Source organism: Yinghuangia soli, from assembly GCF_021502675.1.
Taxonomy (GTDB): domain Bacteria; phylum Actinomycetota; class Actinomycetes; order Streptomycetales; family Streptomycetaceae; genus Yinghuangia; species Yinghuangia soli.
The window spans coordinates 203,094-222,378 of sequence record NZ_JAKFHA010000007.1 but is presented as its reverse complement, the minus strand read 5'-3'; the positions used below and the strand labels follow the sequence as shown (position 1 = coordinate 222,378).

Annotated in this window: 14 protein-coding genes; 10 read left to right on the top strand and 4 right to left on the bottom strand. The window is 72.8% G+C overall.

Features of this window, described 5'->3' with window-relative positions; all coding sequences use genetic code 11:
• Positions 1 to 602: 602 nt before the first annotated feature.
• From LZ495_RS15615 to gatB, 8 genes are all read left to right on the top strand, one after another.
• A complete protein-coding gene (locus tag LZ495_RS15615; RefSeq protein WP_235052791.1) occupies positions 603 to 1,529 on the top strand; it encodes an alpha/beta fold hydrolase in 927 nt (308 codons plus the stop codon).
• A gap of 195 nt (positions 1,530 to 1,724) precedes the next feature.
• A complete protein-coding gene (locus tag LZ495_RS15610) occupies positions 1,725 to 2,819 on the top strand; it encodes a methionine synthase (protein WP_235052790.1) in 1,095 nt (364 codons plus the stop codon).
• Positions 2,820 to 2,876: 57 nt separating this feature from the next.
• A complete protein-coding gene (ligA, locus tag LZ495_RS15605; RefSeq protein ID WP_372498576.1) occupies positions 2,877 to 5,150 on the top strand; it encodes an NAD-dependent DNA ligase LigA in 2,274 nt (757 codons plus the stop codon).
• Positions 5,151 to 5,457: 307 nt separating this feature from the next.
• Entirely contained in the window at positions 5,458 to 7,611 is a 2,154-nt protein-coding gene (locus tag LZ495_RS15600; RefSeq protein WP_235052789.1) for a putative bifunctional diguanylate cyclase/phosphodiesterase, read from the top strand.
• A 164-nt stretch (positions 7,612 to 7,775) separates the two neighbouring features.
• Complete coding sequence (gene gatC, locus LZ495_RS15595) at positions 7,776 to 8,075, top strand: Asp-tRNA(Asn)/Glu-tRNA(Gln) amidotransferase subunit GatC (protein WP_235052788.1); 300 nt, start codon at positions 7,776 to 7,778, stop codon at positions 8,073 to 8,075.
• A 2-nt stretch (positions 8,076 to 8,077) separates the two neighbouring features.
• Positions 8,078 to 9,571, top strand: a complete 1,494-nt coding sequence (gene gatA, locus LZ495_RS15590) for an Asp-tRNA(Asn)/Glu-tRNA(Gln) amidotransferase subunit GatA (RefSeq protein WP_235052787.1) — start codon at positions 8,078 to 8,080, stop codon at positions 9,569 to 9,571.
• 59 nt (positions 9,572 to 9,630) lie between these two features.
• Positions 9,631 to 9,864 carry a hypothetical protein gene (locus LZ495_RS15585; RefSeq protein ID WP_235052786.1) on the top strand — a complete coding sequence of 78 codons (234 nt, stop codon included), beginning with the start codon at positions 9,631 to 9,633 and terminating at the stop codon, positions 9,862 to 9,864.
• Positions 9,861 to 11,366, top strand: coding sequence for an Asp-tRNA(Asn)/Glu-tRNA(Gln) amidotransferase subunit GatB (gene gatB / locus LZ495_RS15580; protein WP_308268161.1), 1,506 nt, complete (start codon positions 9,861 to 9,863; stop codon positions 11,364 to 11,366). Before LZ495_RS15585 ends, gatB begins: the two co-directional genes overlap by 4 nt.
• A gap of 87 nt (positions 11,367 to 11,453) precedes the next feature.
• Here gatB and LZ495_RS15575 read toward each other — a convergent pair whose 3' ends face one another.
• The 3 genes from LZ495_RS15575 to LZ495_RS15565 form a co-directional block, all read right to left on the bottom strand.
• The gene (locus tag LZ495_RS15575; RefSeq protein WP_235052785.1) at positions 11,454 to 12,248 is read right to left on the bottom strand and encodes a hypothetical protein; all 795 of its coding nucleotides are present in this window, start codon (positions 12,246 to 12,248) and stop codon (positions 11,454 to 11,456) included.
• 101 nt (positions 12,249 to 12,349) lie between these two features.
• On the bottom strand, positions 12,350 to 13,147 hold the full coding sequence (locus LZ495_RS15570) for a hypothetical protein (RefSeq protein ID WP_235052784.1): 798 nt from the start codon (positions 13,145 to 13,147) through the stop codon (positions 12,350 to 12,352).
• Positions 13,144 to 13,995, bottom strand: coding sequence for a hypothetical protein (locus LZ495_RS15565; protein WP_235052783.1), 852 nt, complete (start codon positions 13,993 to 13,995; stop codon positions 13,144 to 13,146). The genes LZ495_RS15570 and LZ495_RS15565 overlap by 4 nt, the downstream gene beginning before the upstream one ends.
• Positions 13,996 to 14,347: 352 nt before the next feature.
• On the opposite strand from LZ495_RS15565, the gene LZ495_RS15560 reads away from it, so the two are divergent.
• Positions 14,348 to 14,536 carry a hypothetical protein gene (locus LZ495_RS15560; RefSeq protein WP_235052782.1) on the top strand — a complete coding sequence of 63 codons (189 nt, stop codon included), beginning with the start codon at positions 14,348 to 14,350 and terminating at the stop codon, positions 14,534 to 14,536.
• Positions 14,537 to 14,941: 405 nt separating this feature from the next.
• A complete protein-coding gene (locus tag LZ495_RS15555; protein WP_308268159.1) occupies positions 14,942 to 17,980 on the top strand; it encodes a helix-turn-helix transcriptional regulator in 3,039 nt (1,012 codons plus the stop codon).
• A gap of 52 nt (positions 17,981 to 18,032) precedes the next feature.
• Here LZ495_RS15555 and LZ495_RS15550 read toward each other — a convergent pair whose 3' ends face one another.
• A complete protein-coding gene (locus tag LZ495_RS15550; RefSeq protein WP_235052781.1) occupies positions 18,033 to 19,202 on the bottom strand; it encodes a PQQ-dependent sugar dehydrogenase in 1,170 nt (389 codons plus the stop codon).
• Positions 19,203 to 19,285: the final 83 nt, after the last annotated feature.

The following is a 19,285-nucleotide window of genomic DNA, read 5'->3' as shown; positions in this document are numbered from 1 at the left end:
GGTTCCGCCCCGCACGTCGCCAGGGCGTGTGCCTGGTTGAGGCGGTGCCCGGCGATCGGCTGCGGCGTGCTCCTGCGCGTCCTTGGCGGGCCTGCGCGCGGCGCGGGCTCCGCCGCGCCCACACGCCACGTACGGCGGGCACCGAAGCCTGCGGACCCCTGCACCCGAGTGCTGGGCCCACCTGCGCGTCGCGCGGCGTCGTCCCGACCCGGCGCATGGCGCCCGCTCGCCGGGCGTGCGTAGTCGACACCGGAGCGCGCCAAGGTCGCGGGCAGCCTGAAGTGCCTCTCCGCGGGCGCCGCGAAGCGGCTGTGGTCGGCGTCGGCCATCCCCACGCGATCTGCGGGACCGGCGGGGGTCTCAGCCTCTGCGTCCGTTCGCCCGCCGTTTCGTTCGTGCGTCGCGCCCCGCAGGGGATGGGTGCGGAACGGTGTTTCGATCCGGCGAGGATCTCCGCACATCTTCCGTTACCGAGAAGGCAACTTCGGTGACTGGCTGGGTAAGAGTAGGTAGCGAAACGACTTTCCGGCCCGCGGTCCCCGCGCTGACCGGGTCTTTCGCAGCGTGCACTCTTCGTGACTCGGGGGCTTGGGAGGGGAGCGATGGCCGCAATCGTGCTGGTCCACGGGATCGCACAGGAGTTCAGGTCGGCCCGCAGCCTGGAGGACGAGTGGCTGCCCCGGCTGGCCCGCGGTGTGAAAGCCGCCGGCTACCCGGAGACCGCCGACCGGCTGTGGAAGTACCGTCAGACGCGCCGCGGGATCGATGCGCGGATGGCGTTCTACGGCGATGTGATGCGCCGCCACCCGTCGCAGCCCGACGCCCCCGACGTCGACGAGCTGCGCCACGAGATGGCCGACCGCATAGGGCGCGAATGGCTCGACCGGGCCGCCGCGCGCAGTTCCGCTCCGCCCGAGCGGCAGCGGGCCGCGCGTGAGATAGCCCGGCTGGAAGGCGGTCCGGACCAGACCGGCCGCACCGTCGTCCTGTCCCCGACCTGCGGCCTTTCCGGGCTCAAGTGGTTCGCCGCCGACGGCCCCGGTTCCGCGGGCGGATTCGTCACCAAGGCCCTCGCCCAGCTGACCCGCTACCTCACCGACGACCAGACCCGGGCCCGCGTGCTGGACCGGGTCGCCGCGGACATCGGCTTCGACACCCGCGTGGTCATCGGCCACTCCCTCGGCGCGGTGATCGCGTACGAGGTCGCCCACCGGCTGCGCCGTCCGCTCCCGCTGCTGATCACCCTCGGATCGCCGCTCGGCCCGGACACCGTGATCGACGACTGGGTCCGCCCCCAGCCGCCGCAGCCCCCGTCCTACGTGGAACGCTGGATCAACCTCGCGGACCGCGACGACCTCATCGCCGCGGACCCCGTCCTCGCCCGGCTCTTCCCCGGCCGCCATGTGGACGGCGGTCCCGAACTCCGCAGCGGCTACACGCTGGAGCACGGCGCCGCGCCGCACAATCCGGACTTCTACCTGATGCGCCGCGAGATCGGCCGGAGCGTCGGGCAGGCGTTCGCCGCCTGACCGCACATGCGAACACTGCGGGCCCGTACCGGAGTTCCGGTACGGGCCCGCAGTGTGTCGGCCACTCTCGCCGATCGGCGCGATCCGCGGACGCCGCCACCCCGCCCGGTCGGCCGCGGCCACGTACCGCGCGCCACGGATGCCACGGCAAACGGTTTGTCCGGAAGCCCGCCGGCGGTCAGTACCCTCGTCGTCGTGACCAGCACCGAGACGAGCACCGCGCAGACGTACCCCTGGGCCCCCGGCACCGCCACCGGTGTCGGCTCGCTGCCCGGGGAGGACATCCGGGAGGCGGTGCGCCTGGTGGTGGGGGAGCTGCCCGAGTTCCCGCACCTGCCCGAGCTGCCGGGCCGCGGCGTGGGGGCGGACCTCACCGGGCGGTCGGCGGGACTGCTCGTCGACCTGTTCGCGGACGTGCAGCCCTCCGGCTGGCGGTTCGTCGACCGGCCGGGACGCGACCACCGGCGCGCGGTGTCCTGGCTGCGCGAGGACCTCGATGCGCTGGAGGAGTTCACGCAGGGCTACACCGGGCCGCTCAAGATCCAGGTCGCCGGGCCGTGGACGCTCGCCGCGACCATCGAACTCACGCACGGGGACAAGGCGTTGGCCGACCCCGGGGCCTGCCGGGACCTGGCGGGTTCGCTTGCCGAAGGGCTGCGCGGCCATGTCGCCGAGCTGCGCCGGCGGATCCCCGGGGCCGAGCTGGTGGTGCAGTTCGACGAGCCCGCGCTGCCGGGCGTGCTGGCCGGGAACGTGCCGACCGCGAGCGGGTTCGGCAAGCTCCGCGCGGTCGACAAGGCGGTGGTACGCGAGAACCTGCGTACGGTCGTCGATGCCGCGGACGCGCCGGTCGTGGTGCACAGCTGCGCGCCCGGGGTGCCGATCCGGCTGCTGCGCGAGGCCGGAGTGCGGGGCATCTCGCTGGACTTCTCGCTGCTCGACGCGCGCGCCGAGGACGACCTCGGCGAAGCGGTCGAGGCGGGCACCGGATTCCTCTTCGGAGTGGTTCCTGCGCTGCCCCCGCCCACCCCGTCCAACCGGGTGGCCAACCGCGCCACGACCAGGGGAAACACCGGCGCGGGAGCTCGTCCGCTGTCGGACCCGAGCGGTACCGTCAGGGGTGTCAAGGCGCTGTGGCGGCGGCTCGGTTTCGGCCCGGAACTCCTGGGCGGGGCCGTGGTCGTCACCCCGACGTGCGGTCTGGCCGGAGCGGATCCGGTGTGGGCGCGCCGGGTGTTGAAGCACAGCGTCGAGGCCGCCCGGGTGCTGCACGAGGCACCCGAGGGATGAGATAGAACGTAACGGACATTTTCGCCGGACCACCGGTACAAGCTGGAGGTTGACGACGTGGCTGCTGACCTGACGGACGCCGAGGACATCCCGACCGAGGTGCGCCACCGGGCGGTGGAATTGGCGAAGGAGCTGCAAGAGCACCGGGTCCGGTACTACGACAACGACGCGCCGACCATCAGCGACGGCGAGTTCGACGCGCTGATGCGCGAGCTGGAGGGCATCGAGGAGCGCTACCCGGCGCTGCGCACGCCCGACTCGCCCACCCAGACCGTGGGCGGCTCGGCCACCTCGACCTTCGCCAAGGTCGACCACCTCGAGCGCATGCTCAGCCTCGACAACGCGATGAACGAGGACGAGTTCGACGAGTGGGTCGAGCGGCTGGTCAAGGACCTCGCCGGTGCCGAGTTCCACTTCCTGTGCGAGCTCAAGGTGGACGGCCTCGCGGTCAACCTGCTCTACGAGAACGGCGAGCTGGTCCGCGCGCTCACCCGCGGCGACGGCCGCACCGGCGAGGACATCACGGTCAACGTGAAGACCATCGCCGAGATCCCGCACCGGCTGCGCGACGACGGCGGCCACGACATCCCCGAGCTGGTCGAGATCCGCGGCGAGGTCTACTTCCCGGTCGAGGCGTTCGACGAGCTCAACGCCAAGCTGGTCGAGGCCGGCGACAAGCCGTTCGCCAACCCGCGCAACGCGGCCGCCGGATCGCTGCGCATGAAGGACGCGAGCGTGGTCGCCACGCGGCCGCTGCACATGGTCGTGCACGGCATCGGCGCGCGCCGCGGCTTCACCATCGACTGCCAGTCGCATGCGTACGACCGGCTGCGTGCGTGGGGCCTGCCGACCGCGCGGCACAACAAGGTCGTCAAGAGCGCCGACGAGGTCAAGAAGTTCATCCGCTACTTCGGCGAGCACCGCAACTCGGTCGAGCACGAGATCGACGGCGTCGTGGTCAAGGTCGACGAGATCCCGCTGCAGGGCCGCCTGGGCGCGACGTCCAAGGCGCCGCGCTGGGCGATCGCGTTCAAGTACCCGCCGCAGGAGGTCAACACCAAGCTGCTCGGCGTGCGGGTCGGCGTCGGGCGTACCGGACGGGTGACGCCGTACGCCGTCATGGACCCGGTGGTGGTGGCCGGTTCGACCGTCGAGTACGCGACGCTGCACAACCAGGACGTGGTCAAGGCCAAGGGCGTGCTGATCGGCGACACCGTCGTGCTGCGCAAGGCGGGCGACGTCATCCCCGAGATCCTCGGCCCGGTCGTCGACCTGCGGGACGGCACCGAGACCGAGTTCGTGATGCCGAGCCACTGCCCCGAGTGCGGCACCGAGCTGCGCCCGATGAAGGAGGGCGACGTCGACCTGCGCTGCCCGAACGCGCAGTTCTGCCCCGCGCAGATCCGCGAGCGCGTGGCGTACCTGGCGGGCCGCAAGGCGCTGGACATCGACGGCCTCGGCTATGTCGCGGCGACCGCGCTGACCCAGCCGCTGGAGCCCGCGGAGCCGCCGGTCAAGAACGAGGGCGACCTGTTCGGCCTGACGCTGGAGCAGCTCATGCCGATCCGGGTCGTGGTCCGCGACCAGGACACCGGGCTGCCCAAGCTGGACCCGAAGACCGGCGCGGAGAAGGAGATGGACTTCTTCGCCACCAAGGCCACCGCGAAGAAGCCGAGCGAGCCGAAGAAGATCGCGCACACGCTGCTGGCCGGCCTGGAGGCCGCCAAGCAGCAGCCGCTGTGGCGCATTCTGACCGCGCTGTCGATCCGGCACGTCAGCGACACCACCGCCCGGGCCATCACCGGCGAGTTCCGCGACCTGGACCGGCTGGCGGATGCGACCGTCGAGGACATCGCGGCGGTCGAGGGGGTCGGCCCGATCATCGCCGAGTCGCTGGTCGCCTGGTTCGCCGAGGACTGGCACCGCGAGATCCTCGAGAAGTGGCGGGCGGCCGGCGTGCGGTTCGTCGAGGAAGGCGGTGCCGAGAAGGTCCCCGGCGCGCTCACCGGGCTGACCACCGTGGTGACCGGCACGCTGGCCGGCTACACGCGCGACGGCGCGAAGGAGGCGCTGGAGGAGGCGGGCGCGAAGGTCACCGGGTCGGTCTCCAAGAAGACCGATTTCGTGGTCGTCGGCGACAACCCCGGCTCCAAGTACGACAAGGCCGTCTCGCTCGGCGTGCCGATCCTGGACGACGAGGGCTTCGCGGTCCTCCTCGCCGACGGGGCGGACGCGGCGCGCGCGTGGGTGGCGGCCCGGACCGGCGACGGCACCGCAGAGGGCGCCGGAGAGGGCGCCGATACGGCCCCCGAGGACACCGCCGGGAACTGATACCCGCCATTCCGGCATGAAACGCGTGTGCTCCAGGCATGCGCAAGAGGTCCCGAACCGGTGCACACAAGGCGCCTGACGCATCGTCAGGCGCCTTGTGCGGCAAGGCGAACGGAATCCCGACTTCCGATTCGACCTTGGCGATAAAGCTCCCTACTCGCCGATCCGCGGCCTACCCTGATCGGGAACCCGGTTCGCGCCGGGCTTGCCGCCCGGTCGCGGAACGTCTTGCGTACCCCTTGCCGCGGCCGGGCAGTCCGGCCCGCCGGACGGGGAACCGCCCGGAAGAGCCGCAGGGAGCATGTGCATGCGTCGGATCGGCCGAACGGATCTGTCGCGAGTCGCGCGCCCCGGCCAATTCGTCGCGAACACGCTCATCGTCGGCGGCGTCGGCAACCTTCTCCTCATCGTCGCCACCGTCCGCGTGGTCGCGGGCGGCGCCTCGCCCTTCCCGGCCGACGACCCGGCCGTCTGGATCATGCTGGCCCTGGTCGTCGCCGACGGCGTGCACACCGGAGTGACCCGCCGCGGCCTGTACGTGCCGGGCGCCATGCCGTCGGTGGCCATCACGTACGGCCTCCTCATCGTGCACGGCTGGCTGCTCGCCGCGCTCATGCAGGCGGTGCCCGTACTCATCTCCAGCCTTGCGCGGCGTGATTCGCTGTGGCGTGTGGCATACACGGTCGGGCATTACGTCCTAGCGTTCGGCGCCGCCGACCTCTTCCTGCAGATGTGCGGCGTCTTCCCGGAACGCGCGCAGGCGCATGCCCTGGACGCCCAGCACGTGCCCGCGGTCCTGGCCGCGGGCTGCGTCCTGGTGCTCGTCTCCCAGGGCATCGGCTGGCTGCTGCGGGCGAGTTGGCGCGGCGTCCGGGCCCGCAGCCTGGCCCGCGAGGAGGTCCGCTCCCGCTTCGTGGCGCACGGCGCCCTCATCGGGCTGGCCCCGCTCATCGCGGTGGTCGCCTACGCCAACCCGTGGGTGCTGCCGCTCTTCGCGGTGCCGCTCTACAGCCTCTACCAGACCACCCGCGTGACGTTCGACCGCGAGCAGGAGGTCCGGCACGACGCCCTGACCGGGCTGCCCAACCGCCGCCTGCTCCTGGAACGCGGCGAACGCGCGCTGCGCGACACCGCGGACTGCGGCAAAGTCGCGCTCTTCCTGCTCGACCTGCACCGCTTCCACGAAGTCAACGACACCCTCGGCCATCTTGCCGGCGACCGGCTGCTGCACCAGGTCGGCCGCCGGCTGCTCAGCGTGGTCGGCCCGGACGACACCGTGGCCCGGCTGGGCGGCGACGAGTTCGCGGTCCTCGTACCCGACCTCTACCGCTCCGACCACGACTCCGCCGCGCCCGCGCCCGAGAAGATCGCCCAGTCGCTGGCCCGGCAGGTCGTCGAGGTGCTCGGCGAGCCGTTCGAACTCGACGACTTGGCCCTGGACATCGAGGTCAGCGTCGGCGTCGCGGTGTTCCCCGACCACGCCGCCGACATGGCCGGGCTGCTGCAGTACGCCGACGTCGCCATGTACCTCGCCAAGCGGCTGCGCAGCGGCGTCGAGCTCTACGACCCGGCCCGCGACGTCAACACCCGCGAGAAGCTCCTGCTGCTCGGCGACCTGCGCCGCGCGCTGGACATGCACCAGGTCGAGCTGCACTACCAGCCGAAAGTCTCCTTCACCACGGGCCGCGTCGACGGCTGCGAGGCCCTGGTGCGCTGGTGCCATCCGGAGCGCGGATACGTCTCGCCCGAGGAATTCGTGCGGCTCGCCGAGGAGACCGGGCTCATGCCCCGGCTCACCCGCTACGTCGTGGACGAGGCGCTCTCCCAGGTCGCCCGCTGGCACCGCGAGGGCATCGACGTGCCGGTCGCGGTCAACGTCTCGGCCCGCGACATCCACGCCCCGGCCTTCGCCGACACCGTCGCGGCCGGACTGCAGCGCTACGGCGTACCGGCCGGCGCCCTGCACCTGGAGATCACCGAACGCGTCCTCCTGGAGGAGCCGCAGCGCGCCGCGGACAGCCTCGACGCGCTGCGCAAGCTCGGCGTACGGCTCTCGCTGGACGACTTCGGCACCGGCTACTCGTCCTTCGTGCACCTGCGCCACATACCGGTGAGCGAGATAAAGATCGACCGGTCCTTCGTGGCCCGCCTGACCGTCGACGAGGAGGACGCCGCCATCGTCCGCTCCACCGTCGACCTGGCCCACTCGCTCGGCCTGCGGGTGGTCGCCGAAGGCGTCGAGGACGACGCGACCTGGGAGCGCCTGCGCGACCTGGGCTGCGACAGCGCGCAGGGCTGGCTCATCGCCCGCGCCCTGCCGCGCGACGAGGCCACCGCGTGGCTGGTCCGGCACGGCGTCGGCGCCCGGATGGCCCCGCAGCGCCGCGCCGCCGAACCGCCGCCCGCGGTCCGCCAGGACCGAGCCCGGCCGCCGCACCGGACCACCCGGGTGACCGGCTGACCCCGTACGGCCCCACCCGTGCGGGCGGTCGTCCCGCGGTCCTCCTGCGGTTGTCCTGCGGTTGTCCACAGGCCCGGGGCATATCCGAGCGGCCCGGCAAGCCGCGGCAACTAGGATGGCGACAGTCTGAATCCCTTCCCAGCCACTCCTAGAAGGAACGCTGCATGCCTGGCATCACGCGCGAGGAGGTCGCCCACCTCGCCCGGCTGTCGCGGCTGGAGCTCGGGGCCGAGGAGCTCGACCACCTCGCCACCCAGCTCGACGACATCATCGGCGCGGTAGCCCGCGTCGGCGAGGTCGCCGCCGACGACATTCCGCCGACGTCGCACCCGCTGCCGCTGACGAACGTCATGCGGCCCGACGAGATCCGCCCGGGACTGACTCCCGAGCAGGCCCTCTCCGGTGCGCCGGCCGCCGAGGACCAGCGTTTCCGCGTCCCGCGGATCCTCGGGGAGGAGCAGTAGACATGGCCGACCTGACCCGGCTCACCGCAGCCGAGACCGCCGCGCGCATCGCCGCGGGCGAGGTGTCCGCCGTCGAGGTCGCGCAGGCGCACCTCGACCGGATCACCGAAGTGGACGCGAAGGTCCACGCCTTCCTGCACGTCGACACCGAAGGCGCACTGAACGCCGCCAAGGCGGTCGACGAGCGCCGCGCCAAGGGCGACGCGCTCGGCCCGCTGGCCGGCGTGCCGCTCGCCCTCAAGGACGTCTTCGTCACCCAGGGCGTGCCGACCACCTGCGGCTCGAAGATCCTCGAAGGCTGGATCCCGCCGTACGACGCCACCGTGACGCGCCGCCTCAAGGAGGCCGGCGTCGTCATCCTCGGCAAGACCAACATGGACGAATTCGCCATGGGGTCCTCCACCGAGAACTCCGCGTACGGCCCGACCGGCAACCCGTGGGACCTCACCCGCATCCCGGGCGGCTCCGGCGGCGGCAGCGCGGCCGCGCTCGCCGCCTTCGAGGCCCCGCTCGCGATCGGCACCGACACCGGCGGCTCGATCCGCCAGCCCGGCGCGGTCACCGGCACGGTCGGCGTCAAGCCGACCTACGGCAGCGTCTCGCGCTACGGCCTCGTCGCGTTCTCCTCGTCGCTCGACCAGGGCGGCCCGTGCGCCCGGACCGTGCTGGACGCGGCCCTGCTGCACGCCGCCATCGCCGGGCACGACCCGCTCGACTCCACCTCGATCGACGCGCCCGTCCCGGACGTCGTCGGCGCGGCCCGCAACGGCGATGTGCGCGGCATGCGCATCGGCGTGGTCAAGGAGTTCGGCGGCGACGGCTACCAGGCCGGCGTGCTGGAGCGCTTCAACGAGTCGGTCGAGCTGCTCCGCGAGCTCGGTGCCGAGGTCGTCGAGATCTCCTGCCCGCACTTCGACTACGCGATGCCCGCGTACTACCTCATCGCCCCCTCCGAGGCGTCGTCCAACCTCGCGCGCTTCGACGCGATGCGCTACGGCCTGCGGGTCGGCGACAACGGCGACCGCTCGGCCGAAGAGGTCATGTCGCTCACCCGCGAGGCCGGCTTCGGCCCCGAGGTGAAGCGCCGCATCATGCTCGGCACCTACGCCCTGTCGTCGGGTTACTACGACGCCTACTACGGGCAGGCGCAGAAGGTGCGCACCCTCATCGCCCGCGACTTCGACGCCGCGTTCGCCCAGGTCGACGTCCTGATCTCGCCCACCACGCCGACCACCGCCTTCCCGATCGGCGAGCGCGCCGACGACCCGATGGCGATGTACCTGGCCGACCTGTGCACGATCCCGTCGAACCTGGCCGGGAACGCCGCGATGTCGCTGCCGTGCGGGCTGGCGCCCGAGGACGGCCTGCCGGTCGGCCTGCAGATCATCGCCCCGACCATGGCCGACGACCGCCTCTACAAGGTCGGTGCCGCGGTCGAGGCCGCGTTCCTCGACCGGTGGGGCGCCCCGCTGCTCGACCAGGCCCCGGCGCTGTAGCCCGTCCGAGCAGCCCTTCCGAGTAGCCCTTCCGACGCTTTCCCAGGAGACGGATCCAGATGGCCAAGAAGAAGGCCCCCAAGAGCAAGGCCGGCAAGTTCATCGGCCTCGGCATGCAGGTGTTCGGCGCGATCGGCGTCATGAAGCAGATCAAGGAAGCCAAGGGCAAGCACGACAAGCTGGAGATGACCGACGCGATCATCTCGGCCGCGGCCGTGATCACCGGCTTCGCCCTGCTGATCCGCTCGCTGCGCGAGGAGCAGGACGAACTGACGGAGATCGAGGGACTGTGACCAGCACTGCCAACCTGATGTCGTACGAGGACGCGCTGTCCTCGTTCGACCCGGTCATGGGCCTCGAGGTACACGTCGAGCTCGGCACCGCGACCAAGATGTTCTGCGGCTGCGCCACCGAGTTCGGCGGCGAGCCCAACAGCCAGGTCTGCCCGACCTGCCTGGGCCTGCCCGGCGCCCTGCCGGTGGTCAACCGGACCGCCGTCGAGTCGGCGATCCGCATCGGCCTCGCGCTCAACTGCAACATCGCCGAGTGGTGCCGCTTCGCCCGGAAGAACTACTTCTATCCGGACATGCCGAAGAACTTCCAGACTTCGCAGTACGACGAGCCCATCGCCTTCGACGGGTACCTCGACGTCGAGGTCCAGGGCAAGACGTACCGCGTCGGCATCGAGCGCGCGCACATGGAAGAGGACACCGGCAAGTCGACCCACGTGGGCGGCGCCACCGGCCGCATCCACGGCGCGGACTACTCGCTGCTCGACTACAACCGGTGCGGCATCCCGCTCATCGAGATCGTCACCAAGCCGATCGAGGGCGCCGGCGAGCTGGCCCCCGAGATCGCCAAGGCGTACGTGGCCGAACTGCGCGACCTCATCAAGGCGCTCGGCGTCTCCGAGGCCCGCATGGAGCTCGGCCAGATGCGCTGCGACGCCAACCTCTCGCTGCGCCCGCACGGCCAGGAGAAGTTCGGCACCCGCTCGGAGACGAAGAACGTCAACTCGCTGCGCTCGGTCGAGCGGGCCATCCGCTTCGAGATCCAGCGGCACGCCACGGTCCTCACCGACGGCGGCACGATCGTGCAGGAGACCCGGCACTTCCACGAGGACGACGGCACCACGACCGCCGGCCGCGTCAAGGAAGAGGCCGAGGACTACCGGTACTTCCCGGAGCCCGACCTGGTCCCGGTGGCCCCGTCCCGCGACTGGGTCGAGGAACTGCGCGGCACGCTGCCCGAGGTCCCGTCGGTGCGCCGCAAGCGCCTGCAGGCCGAGTGGGGCATCAGCGACTTCGACATGCAGTCGCTGGTCAACGCCGGTGCGGTGGACGCGATCGTGGACACCGTCGCGGCCGGCGCCGACTCCGATGCGGCCCGCAAGTGGTGGCTGGGCGAGCTCGCCCGCAGCGCCAACGAGCGCGGCGTCGAGGTCACCGCACTGCCCATCACCCCGGCCCAGGTCGCCCGGGTCGCCGCGCTGGTCAAGGCCGGCGAGCTGAACGACAAGCTGGCCCGCCAGGTCATCGAGGGCGTCCTGGCCGGCGAGGGCGACCCGGACCAGGTCGTCGAGAAGCGCGGCCTCAAGGTGGTCTCCGACGAGGGCGCCCTCGGCGCCGCGATCGACCAGGCCATCGCCGCCCAGGCGGACGCCGTCGCCAAGATCCAGGCCGGCAACCTCGGCCCGGTCGGCGCCCTGATCGGCGCGGTCATGAAGACCACCCGCGGCCAGGCGGACGCAGCCCGCGTCCGCGAACTGATCCTGGAGAAGCTCGGCGTCTCCTGACCCGGGCACGCCGTGCACGGACACGAAGGGGCCCGCACCGTACGGTGCGGGCCCCTTCGCCATCTCTCCGTCCGTCCGGACCGCCGCTCAGCGCAGCAACTGCCCCTGCAGCGCCACGGCCTGGTCGAACGGCACCCGCGTGACCCCGGCCGGCGCCGAGGAGAGCACCAAGGCCACGACGTCGCCGTTCTGCATCAGGACGTAGCGGCTCGCGCGGCCCGCAGCATCCGGTGCGGCCATTCGGCCTTCGAACGCCAGGTCGGCGGCCGGGTCGGTCTCCGGCGGCAGCTCGTAGTCGGTGAGTGTGCCGTCCACGGCCTGAGGGCGCGACGACGACAGTTCGTCGAAGAGCGCCTCGGCTATGCCGGAGTTGTCGAAGTGCAGCAGGTAGACCTCGGTCCGCATGCCGTCGGACGTCGTCCAGGCGCTCGCCGCGATATGCCGCAGCCCGTGGTCGCGCAGCTGCGCCGTCACGGTCGTCCGAGCCTGGTACAGCGCGGTGAACTTCTCGGTCGGCAGCCACCCGCCGCGGCCGGGGAAGGCCGGGTCGGGGACGGCGCCCTGCGGCTTGGGCAGCAGCAGCGCCCGGATGTCGTAGTCGCGCCGTCCCGGGTCTTCGGGTGCGCCGGGCGGAGAGTCCGGGATCGGCGGCAGCGCCAAGGCCGGATACAAGTGCCGACCGTCCGGCGACGTGCCCAGCCCGGGGAGCTTCTCGCGGTCGGGCAGCGTGGTGAGGGCGGTCACGCCGCCGGCCACCGCGGCGAACACGGCCACGGCGGCTGTCCACCGCAGGGCGTTGCGCAGCTTCCGGCGGTCGCGGGCGCCGGGCGCGGCCGGCGTATCCGGTGTATCGGCTGCGGGTGCTGCCTGCACAGCAGTCACAGCGGACGGTGCCTCGGGCCCTTCGGGTGTCGCGCGTGCCGAAGGCGCCACGGATCCCGCGGCATCCGGCGCTGCGGGCGGCGGCACGGTCTCGTCGGGGATCATGCGGTCGGCCCTCCCTTCCGCAATCTGTCGACCTGCGCCTTGAGAAGGTCGAACACGGCGTTCTGGCGCAGCGGTTCGGTGCCGGTCGCGTACACCTTGACCTGGATGTCGCCCACCGAGGCATTGCAGGCGAGTTCGCCCAGGCCGCCTTCGCCGGAACCGGTTCCGGTTCCGGCCAGGACGCTGCCCGGCCCGGCCATGCACCAGGCGTCGGCGTCCAGGACTCCGGGGTCGAGCAGCTCGACCTTGGCGAGTTCGGCGACCCGCCGCATCGATTCGCCGTTCTCGCGGACCGCGGAGGGGGACATCCGGGTCAGTTCGATCTGCACGTCCATCGAGTTCGTCACCGAGCGGTATGTCCGGAACGCTGTGCCCGACCAGCCCTGTGCGTCCAGGACTTCGGCGGCGCTGCGGCCCCGCTTGCCGGTGGCCATGGCGGCGAAGTCCAGCGACCTCTGCAGCGAGGCCTCGACCACGTTGCGGGGCAGCAGGCCCTGCCGGCCGTGTTGGGCGCGGTCCGCACCGAGCACCCAGCCGGACGGCGGCGGCAGCAGGCCGGCCGGCAGATCACCTTCGTGCGTGCCGTCCGCGGCGGCCGCCAGGCCGGGTTGCGGCGGCGGGCTCGGTCGGCCGCCGGGTGCGGCCGCGGCCACCCCCGGCCGCGCGGCGGCCGGGCCGTCGTCGTGGAGGATCGTGTAGCCGACGTATCCGAGGCCGCCGGCCAGGACGAGCAGGCCCCAGGCGGTGCCCGCCGCGGCCCATTGGAAGGTCCGCGAGCTCTTGGTCTCCGTCACAGCCTCGCCGCCTGGCGCCGGGCCAGGTCCACGACGTGGGCCTGGTCGATGGGGTCCTTCGACATCACCCAGATGAACATGTAGATGTCGCCGCGCCAGGCGAGTGCCCGGGCGAGATAGGGCGCGGATCTCTCGTTCCGCACCTCGTCCGTCCAGATCCGCACCACGCCGGTGTCGGTGCCGGGGATGTCGACGTTGACGCCGAGCCTGTGCTCCCCGGAGCTCGTCCAGTAGCCGTCCTCTTCCAGTTCCTTGCGGGCCGCGGCCTTGGCGCTGGTGAACTGCATGAGCTGGATCTGCACGTCGGTGCGGCCGTTCTCGGTCCAGCACCGGATGGCGGTGCGCCGCCACCCCGATTTGTGCGCGGACGAGAGCGCATCCGCCGGGCTGTCGTAGGCGGAGGCCTGCTCGCTGAGCGAGAGCCACTCGTCGACGCCGGCCGGCCGCGGCCATGGGCGGCTGCCGTCCGGGGCCGGAAGGAGCAGGTCGCGCAGGTCGCCGGCGCGGCGGACCTGGTCGTCCTGCTCGGCGGGCAGGACGAGCGGGGCGGTGCCGGCGGGGGCGTAGGAGATGCCCGGCCCCTTGGCGACCAGCGGCGGGAGGGCTGCCTCGGCGCGGGACGCCTGGATCCCGTAGCCGGTTCCGGCGCCGGCCAGAACGCCGAGCAGCACAGCCCAGGCGAACAGCGGGCCGGTGAACACCTTGCGGTGCGGGCGCGGAGCGCCGGTCGCGTCGTCCGGGCCCGGGACACCCGCACCAGGACTGGAGGCTTCGAGTACGACGTCGGATGCCGCCGAGGGCACAGCTTCGGGAGCCGGGGGGCTTTCGCCCGCCGGTCTTCCGGACAACGAGGACACATCTACTCCGGACAAAAGGGGATGGCCGCGGCAACAGACCACAAACCACTAAATGGTTGGCCGCGTGCGGGAGTCGATCATGACAGGGGCGTCCGCAAGCCGCTACGGCCTTTTCGGCATGCCCTAGGTATCCCCGAGTCCTTCACAAGGCGGCCGGGCCGGAGGGCCCTAGGTACTTAGGCAGTGCCTAGGCGGCGCCTAAGGCAGTCCGGGGCATCAAGATCGGGCATCCGCCCGATGCCCGCCCCCCGACTGGGACGCGAACCTTATGACATGCCCCCGGGAGACCGGGAGGCCCCGGAGCGGAAAAGGTCCGCGACGGGATCCTCATAAGGAGAACGCAATGCTCGAGTACGAAATGTTCCAGGCCCGTGCGCAGGAGCTCCACGCGGCTGCCGCCCAGGAGCGCCGGGTGCGCTTCGCCCTCCGGAACCGCCGCGAGGCGCGGCGCCAGGAGCGCGCCGCCGCCGGGGCGAGTTCCAGGGTAAGCAGCAGCGGAGGCATCGCCGGATCCGTCCGGCCCGCGATGTGAGCGCGCGCCGAGGCCGGCCGGACGCACCGGCGGCCCCGACGCGGCGCGCCGGCCCGTACCGCACAACGGTGAACAGCGGGCAGGCGCGCAAGGCAAGGCCGGCCGAGGGCGGTCCCTGGACAGAGGGAACGGCCGCGGCCCCGGAAGGGTCCAGGACACCGTCGGGGGTGCCCTGGACCCTTCCGCGTTCCCCGGCGGGCCCGACCCGGGCAGCCGCGGGGCGGCGGCGCCGGATCCGCAGACCCGGTCCGCGCCGCGGGACCGGAGGGCGCGCCGCGTGAGCCGATTCGCGCCGCGGGGCCGCGCCGGGCGGCGTGCCGCGCGTCACGCGGGCGGTGTGCCTGCCGGGCAAATCGGCTGTGACCTGCGGCAACTCGTTCGCCATGGGAGAAAAGGAGGCGCTTCGTGCCGGTTCCGCATGGCATGCTCGACCTCGTGTCCACTGCTGCGGTCAGTCCTGTGTTCGTCGGCCGGCTCCCCGAGTTGTCGCATCTCGCGGACGCCCTCCGCGCCGCGGACGCGGGCACCCCGGGCGTGGTGCTGATCGCCGGCGAGGCCGGCGTGGGCAAGACCCGCCTGCTGCAGGAGTTCTTCGACCAGGCCGAGGGCACCGGCGCGGTCACCGCGGTCGGCGGCTGCCTGGAGCTGGGTGCCGAAGGCCTGCCGTTCGCCCCCGTCTCGGCCGCCATGCGCGCCCTCACCGACGTTCTCGGCCCCGAGCTGGCCGAGGCGGTCGCGGGACGCGAGCAGGATCTCGCCTGGGTCATGCCGCACCTGGCTCCCGTACCGTCCGGCGGCGCCTCGGGCGACTACGACCGGGCCCGGCTCTTCGAACTCATGCTGCGCGTGCTGGAACGCCTCGGCGAGGACCGCACCCTGGTGGTCGCGTTCGAGGACCTGCACTGGGCCGACGCGTCCACCCGCGAACTCCTCTCCTTCCTGATCCGCTCGATGCGCCGGGGCCGGATCCTCATCGTCGGCACCTACCGCGCCGACGCCATCGACCGGCGCCATCCGCTCCGCCCGCTGCTCGTCGAGCTGGACCGCATACGCACGGTCCGCCGCCTCGACCTCGGCCGCCTCACCCGCGCCCAGGTCGGCGACCAGCTGCGCGGCATCCTCGGCGAGGAGCCGTCGCGCCGGCTGGTCCGGCAGATCTTCCAGAAATCCGAGGGCAACGCCTTCTTCGTCGAGGAACTGGCCTGCAGCGTGCGCTGCGGCCGCCTCACCGAGCTCTCCGACACCCTGCGCGACCTGCTCCTGATCCGCGTCGAGGACCTGCCCGACGCGACGCAGAGCGTGGTCCGGGTGGCCGCGGTCGGCGGCTCCACCGTCGGGCACCCGCTGCTCGCCGAAGTGGCCGGCATGGACAACACGCAACTCGACGACGCGCTGCGCAGCGCGGTCTCCATGCACGTCCTGGTCCCCACCAAGGACGGCGAGGGCTACCAGTTCCGGCACGCGCTGGTCCGCGAGGCGGTCCGCGACGACCTGCTGCCCGGCGAGCGCATGCGCATGTACGTCCGGTACGCCGAGGGCCTGGAGAAGCGCCCCGACCTCGTGCCCTGCGACGAGTACTCCAGCCGCCTGGCGATGTACTGGTACCACGCGGGCCGTGCCACCGAGGCGCTTCCCGCGGTGCTCGCCGCCGCCGAGACCGCGCGCTCCCGCTACGCCTTCGGCGAGCAGTTCCGCCTCCTGGAACGCGCCCTCGAACTGTGGGAGCAGGTCCCCGAGCCGGAACTCCTCACCGGTATGACCCTGCTCGACCTGCTCACCGCGGCCATCGCCCCGGCCCGTTTCGACACCGCGTACGACCGCGCGCTGGCGTTCTGCCGCCAGGCCCTCGACCTGGTGGACCCCGAGCAGGACCCGCGCCGCGCGGCGAGCCTGTGGGCGATCCGGGCCGGCCTGCTGCGCAACAGCAACCGGGCCAGCGGCCTGGTCGAGCTGCAGAAGGCCGAGGCGCTGCTGGTCGGCCTGCCGCCGTCCATCGAACACGCCCGCGTGCTCGGCCAGATCGCCCGCGACGAGATGCTCGACCACCCGACCGAGCAGTCCATCGCCACCGCCCGCGAAGCCCTCGCGATCGCCAAGAGCGTCGGCCGCCACCCGGCCGACGAGGCCACCATCCTCAAGACGCTCGGCTGCCTGGTCGTCTCGCTCGGGCGCCCCGAAGAGGGCCTGGCCTACTTCGAGGAAGCCCGCGCGATCGCGGCCCGCGCGTCCGAGCCGGACATCATGTGCCTGGTGCTCAGCAACCTGGCCTCGGTGCTCGAAGGCCTCGGCCGGCACCGCGAGGCGGTCGAAGCCGGGCGCGAGTCGCTGGCCATCGCCCGCGAGCGCGGACTGGTCCGCGGGCTCGGGTCGTTCTCCATCGGCAACCTGGCCGAGGCCCTGGTCTCGCTGGGCGAGTGGACCGAGGCCGCGGCCGTCCTCGACGAGGTCTTCGACTACGACCCCAAGCCCGAGACGGTCGGGCACGCCTACCGGCTGGTCGTCGAGATCGCCCTCGCCCGCGGCGACATCGCGGCCGCCAACGCGGCCCTGGAACGGGCCCGCGAGATCGCCGGATCGACGTACATCGAACCGCAGTTCCTCATCCCGCTGCGCATGCTCGAAGTGTCCGTGGCGCGCCGCGTCGGCCGCCTCGCGGACGTCCGCGAACTGATCCGCCTCGAACTGCGCGGGGCCTTCCCGGCCGGCCACCAGCGGTACGTCTGGCCGCTGCTCCTGGAGGCAGCCCGGGCCGAGGGCGACGCCACCGAACTGGCCGGCTACCCGCGCGGCGGCGCGGAGCTCAAGGCACGCCAGGAAGTGCTCAAGCGCATGCGCACCGCGGCGCTCGCCCTGGCCCAGGACTGCGACCTGGACACCGCGCACGCCGTGAACCTGCGCGCCGAACTGGCCCGCGCCGAGGGCGAAGCGACCGTCGAGCACTGGGAAGAGGCGGTGGCCGCCTGGGAGCTGACCAGCAAGCCGTACGCCCTGGCCCGGGTCCGCAGCAGGCTCGCCACCGCGCTCATCGCGGCCGGCGACCGCCCCCGGGCCGCCGAGCAGCTGTCGCTCGCGCACGCCGCCGCGGTCGCGCTCGGCGCGCGGCCGCTCACCGAGGAGACCGAACTCCTGGCCCGGCGCGCCCGCCTGGTGATCGACGGGGGGACGCCGGCACCCGGCGGTTCCGGTGCTCCGGCCGCCGCCGGGCGTGCCGAGGCGGTGCCGACCGGGGAGCCGCAGGACGGTCCGGCGCTCACCCCGCGCGAGCGCGACGTGCTGCGGCTGGTCGTGGACGGGCGCAGCAACCGGCAGATCGCCGAGGAGCTGTTCATCAGCGTCAAGACGGCGAGCGTGCACGTCTCGAACATCCTCGGGAAGCTCGAGGTGTCCAGCCGCGGCGAGGCGGCGGCGCTCGCCCACCGCCTGCAACTGGTGGACTCCGCCTGACGCCTGCGGCAGGCGTCAGGCGGCTGCGGCCGGGCGGCAGCCCGACCGCGGTTCAGCCCAGCTTGACCGCCAGGATCCGGTCGTCGCCGCCCCGCACGTCCCCGCGGCCGTCGGTGTTGCTCGTGGTCACCCACAGGCCGCCCGGCGCGGCCAGCACCGTGCGCAGCCGGCCGTACTTCTCGGTGAACAGCGCGACCGGCGTGCCGACCGCGTCGCCGCGCAGCGGCACCTGCCACAGGCGCTCGCCGCGCAGGCCGGCCATGTAGACCACGTCGTCCACGATCGCGATGCCGCTCGGCGACGCCTCGGAGGTCTGCCACTGCGCCAGCGGCGGCACGAACCGCGGGTCCTCGGACTTGCCCTCGACCGCCGGCCAGCCGTAGTTGGCCCCGGGCACCACGAGGTTGAGCTCGTCCCAGGTGTTCTGGCCGAACTCCGCCGCCCACAGCCGCCCGGCCGAATCCCAGGCCAGGCCCTGCACGTTGCGGTGCCCGAGGCTGTAGACCACCGAACCGGGGAACGGGTTGCCGGGGGCCGGCTTGCCGTCCGGCGTCATGCGCAGGATCTTGCCGCCCGTCGAGGACAGGTCCTGGGACAGCGGCTTGTCGCCCGCCTCGCCGGTCCCGGCGTACAGCATGCCGTCCGGGCCGAAGGCGATCCGGCCGCCGTTGTGGTTCCCGCCCTTGGGGATGCCGGTGAAGACCGTCTCCGCCGCGGTCAGGCCGACGTCCCGGCCGTACTTCATGCGCAGGATGCGGTTGTCCTCGGCCGTCGTGGTGTAGAGGTACACCCAGCTGTCGTTCGCGAAGTCGGGCGACAGGGCCAGCCCGAGGAGGCCGCCCTCGCCGCGGTGCACCGAACCGGGCACCTGGCCGACGGCGACGGCCGGCCCGCCGCCCGGCGGGATCTGGAAGACCTTGCCGGTGTCGCGCGAGGCCACCAGCGCCCCGCCCTCCGGCAGCGGCGCCACGCCCCACGGGCTGTCGAGGCCGGTCGCGACGTCGCCGGTCACCGCGGCGGCGGGCACTCCGGTCGCGGTCGGGCCGGGCGGAAGCGCCGTGGGCGCACTGCCGACCGGAGCCGGCGTGCCGCCACCGCCACCGCCACCGCCGCCGTCGTCCGACGAGCATCCCGCGGCCGCCAGCACGGCGGCCACCACCACGAGCGCCGCGGCCTGTCCGGGTCTGCGCCCGCTGCCACGCCTGCGTCCTCTCGGGACCACGGTCCACCGCCTCACTGATCCGCCGTAAATCCGCCGCACAGTCGCGGTGTTCCGCGGTACGCGCAGCCCACCTGCCCCGAGGA

Excerpts from the sequence above, each read along its gene's own strand:
- LZ495_RS15615 (WP_235052791.1), top strand. The coding sequence starts at position 603 with ATGGCCGCAATCGTGCTGGTCCACGGGATCGCACAGGAGTTCAGGTCG.
- LZ495_RS15600 (WP_235052789.1), top strand. The coding sequence starts at position 5,458 with ATGCGTCGGATCGGCCGAACGGATCTGTCGCGAGTCGCGCGCCCCGGC.
- gatC (WP_235052788.1), top strand. The coding sequence starts at position 7,776 with ATGCCTGGCATCACGCGCGAGGAGGTCGCCCACCTCGCCCGGCTGTCG.
- gatA (WP_235052787.1), top strand. The coding sequence starts at position 8,078 with ATGGCCGACCTGACCCGGCTCACCGCAGCCGAGACCGCCGCGCGCATC.
- LZ495_RS15585 (WP_235052786.1), top strand. The coding sequence starts at position 9,631 with ATGGCCAAGAAGAAGGCCCCCAAGAGCAAGGCCGGCAAGTTCATCGGC.
- LZ495_RS15560 (WP_235052782.1), top strand. The coding sequence starts at position 14,348 with ATGCTCGAGTACGAAATGTTCCAGGCCCGTGCGCAGGAGCTCCACGCG.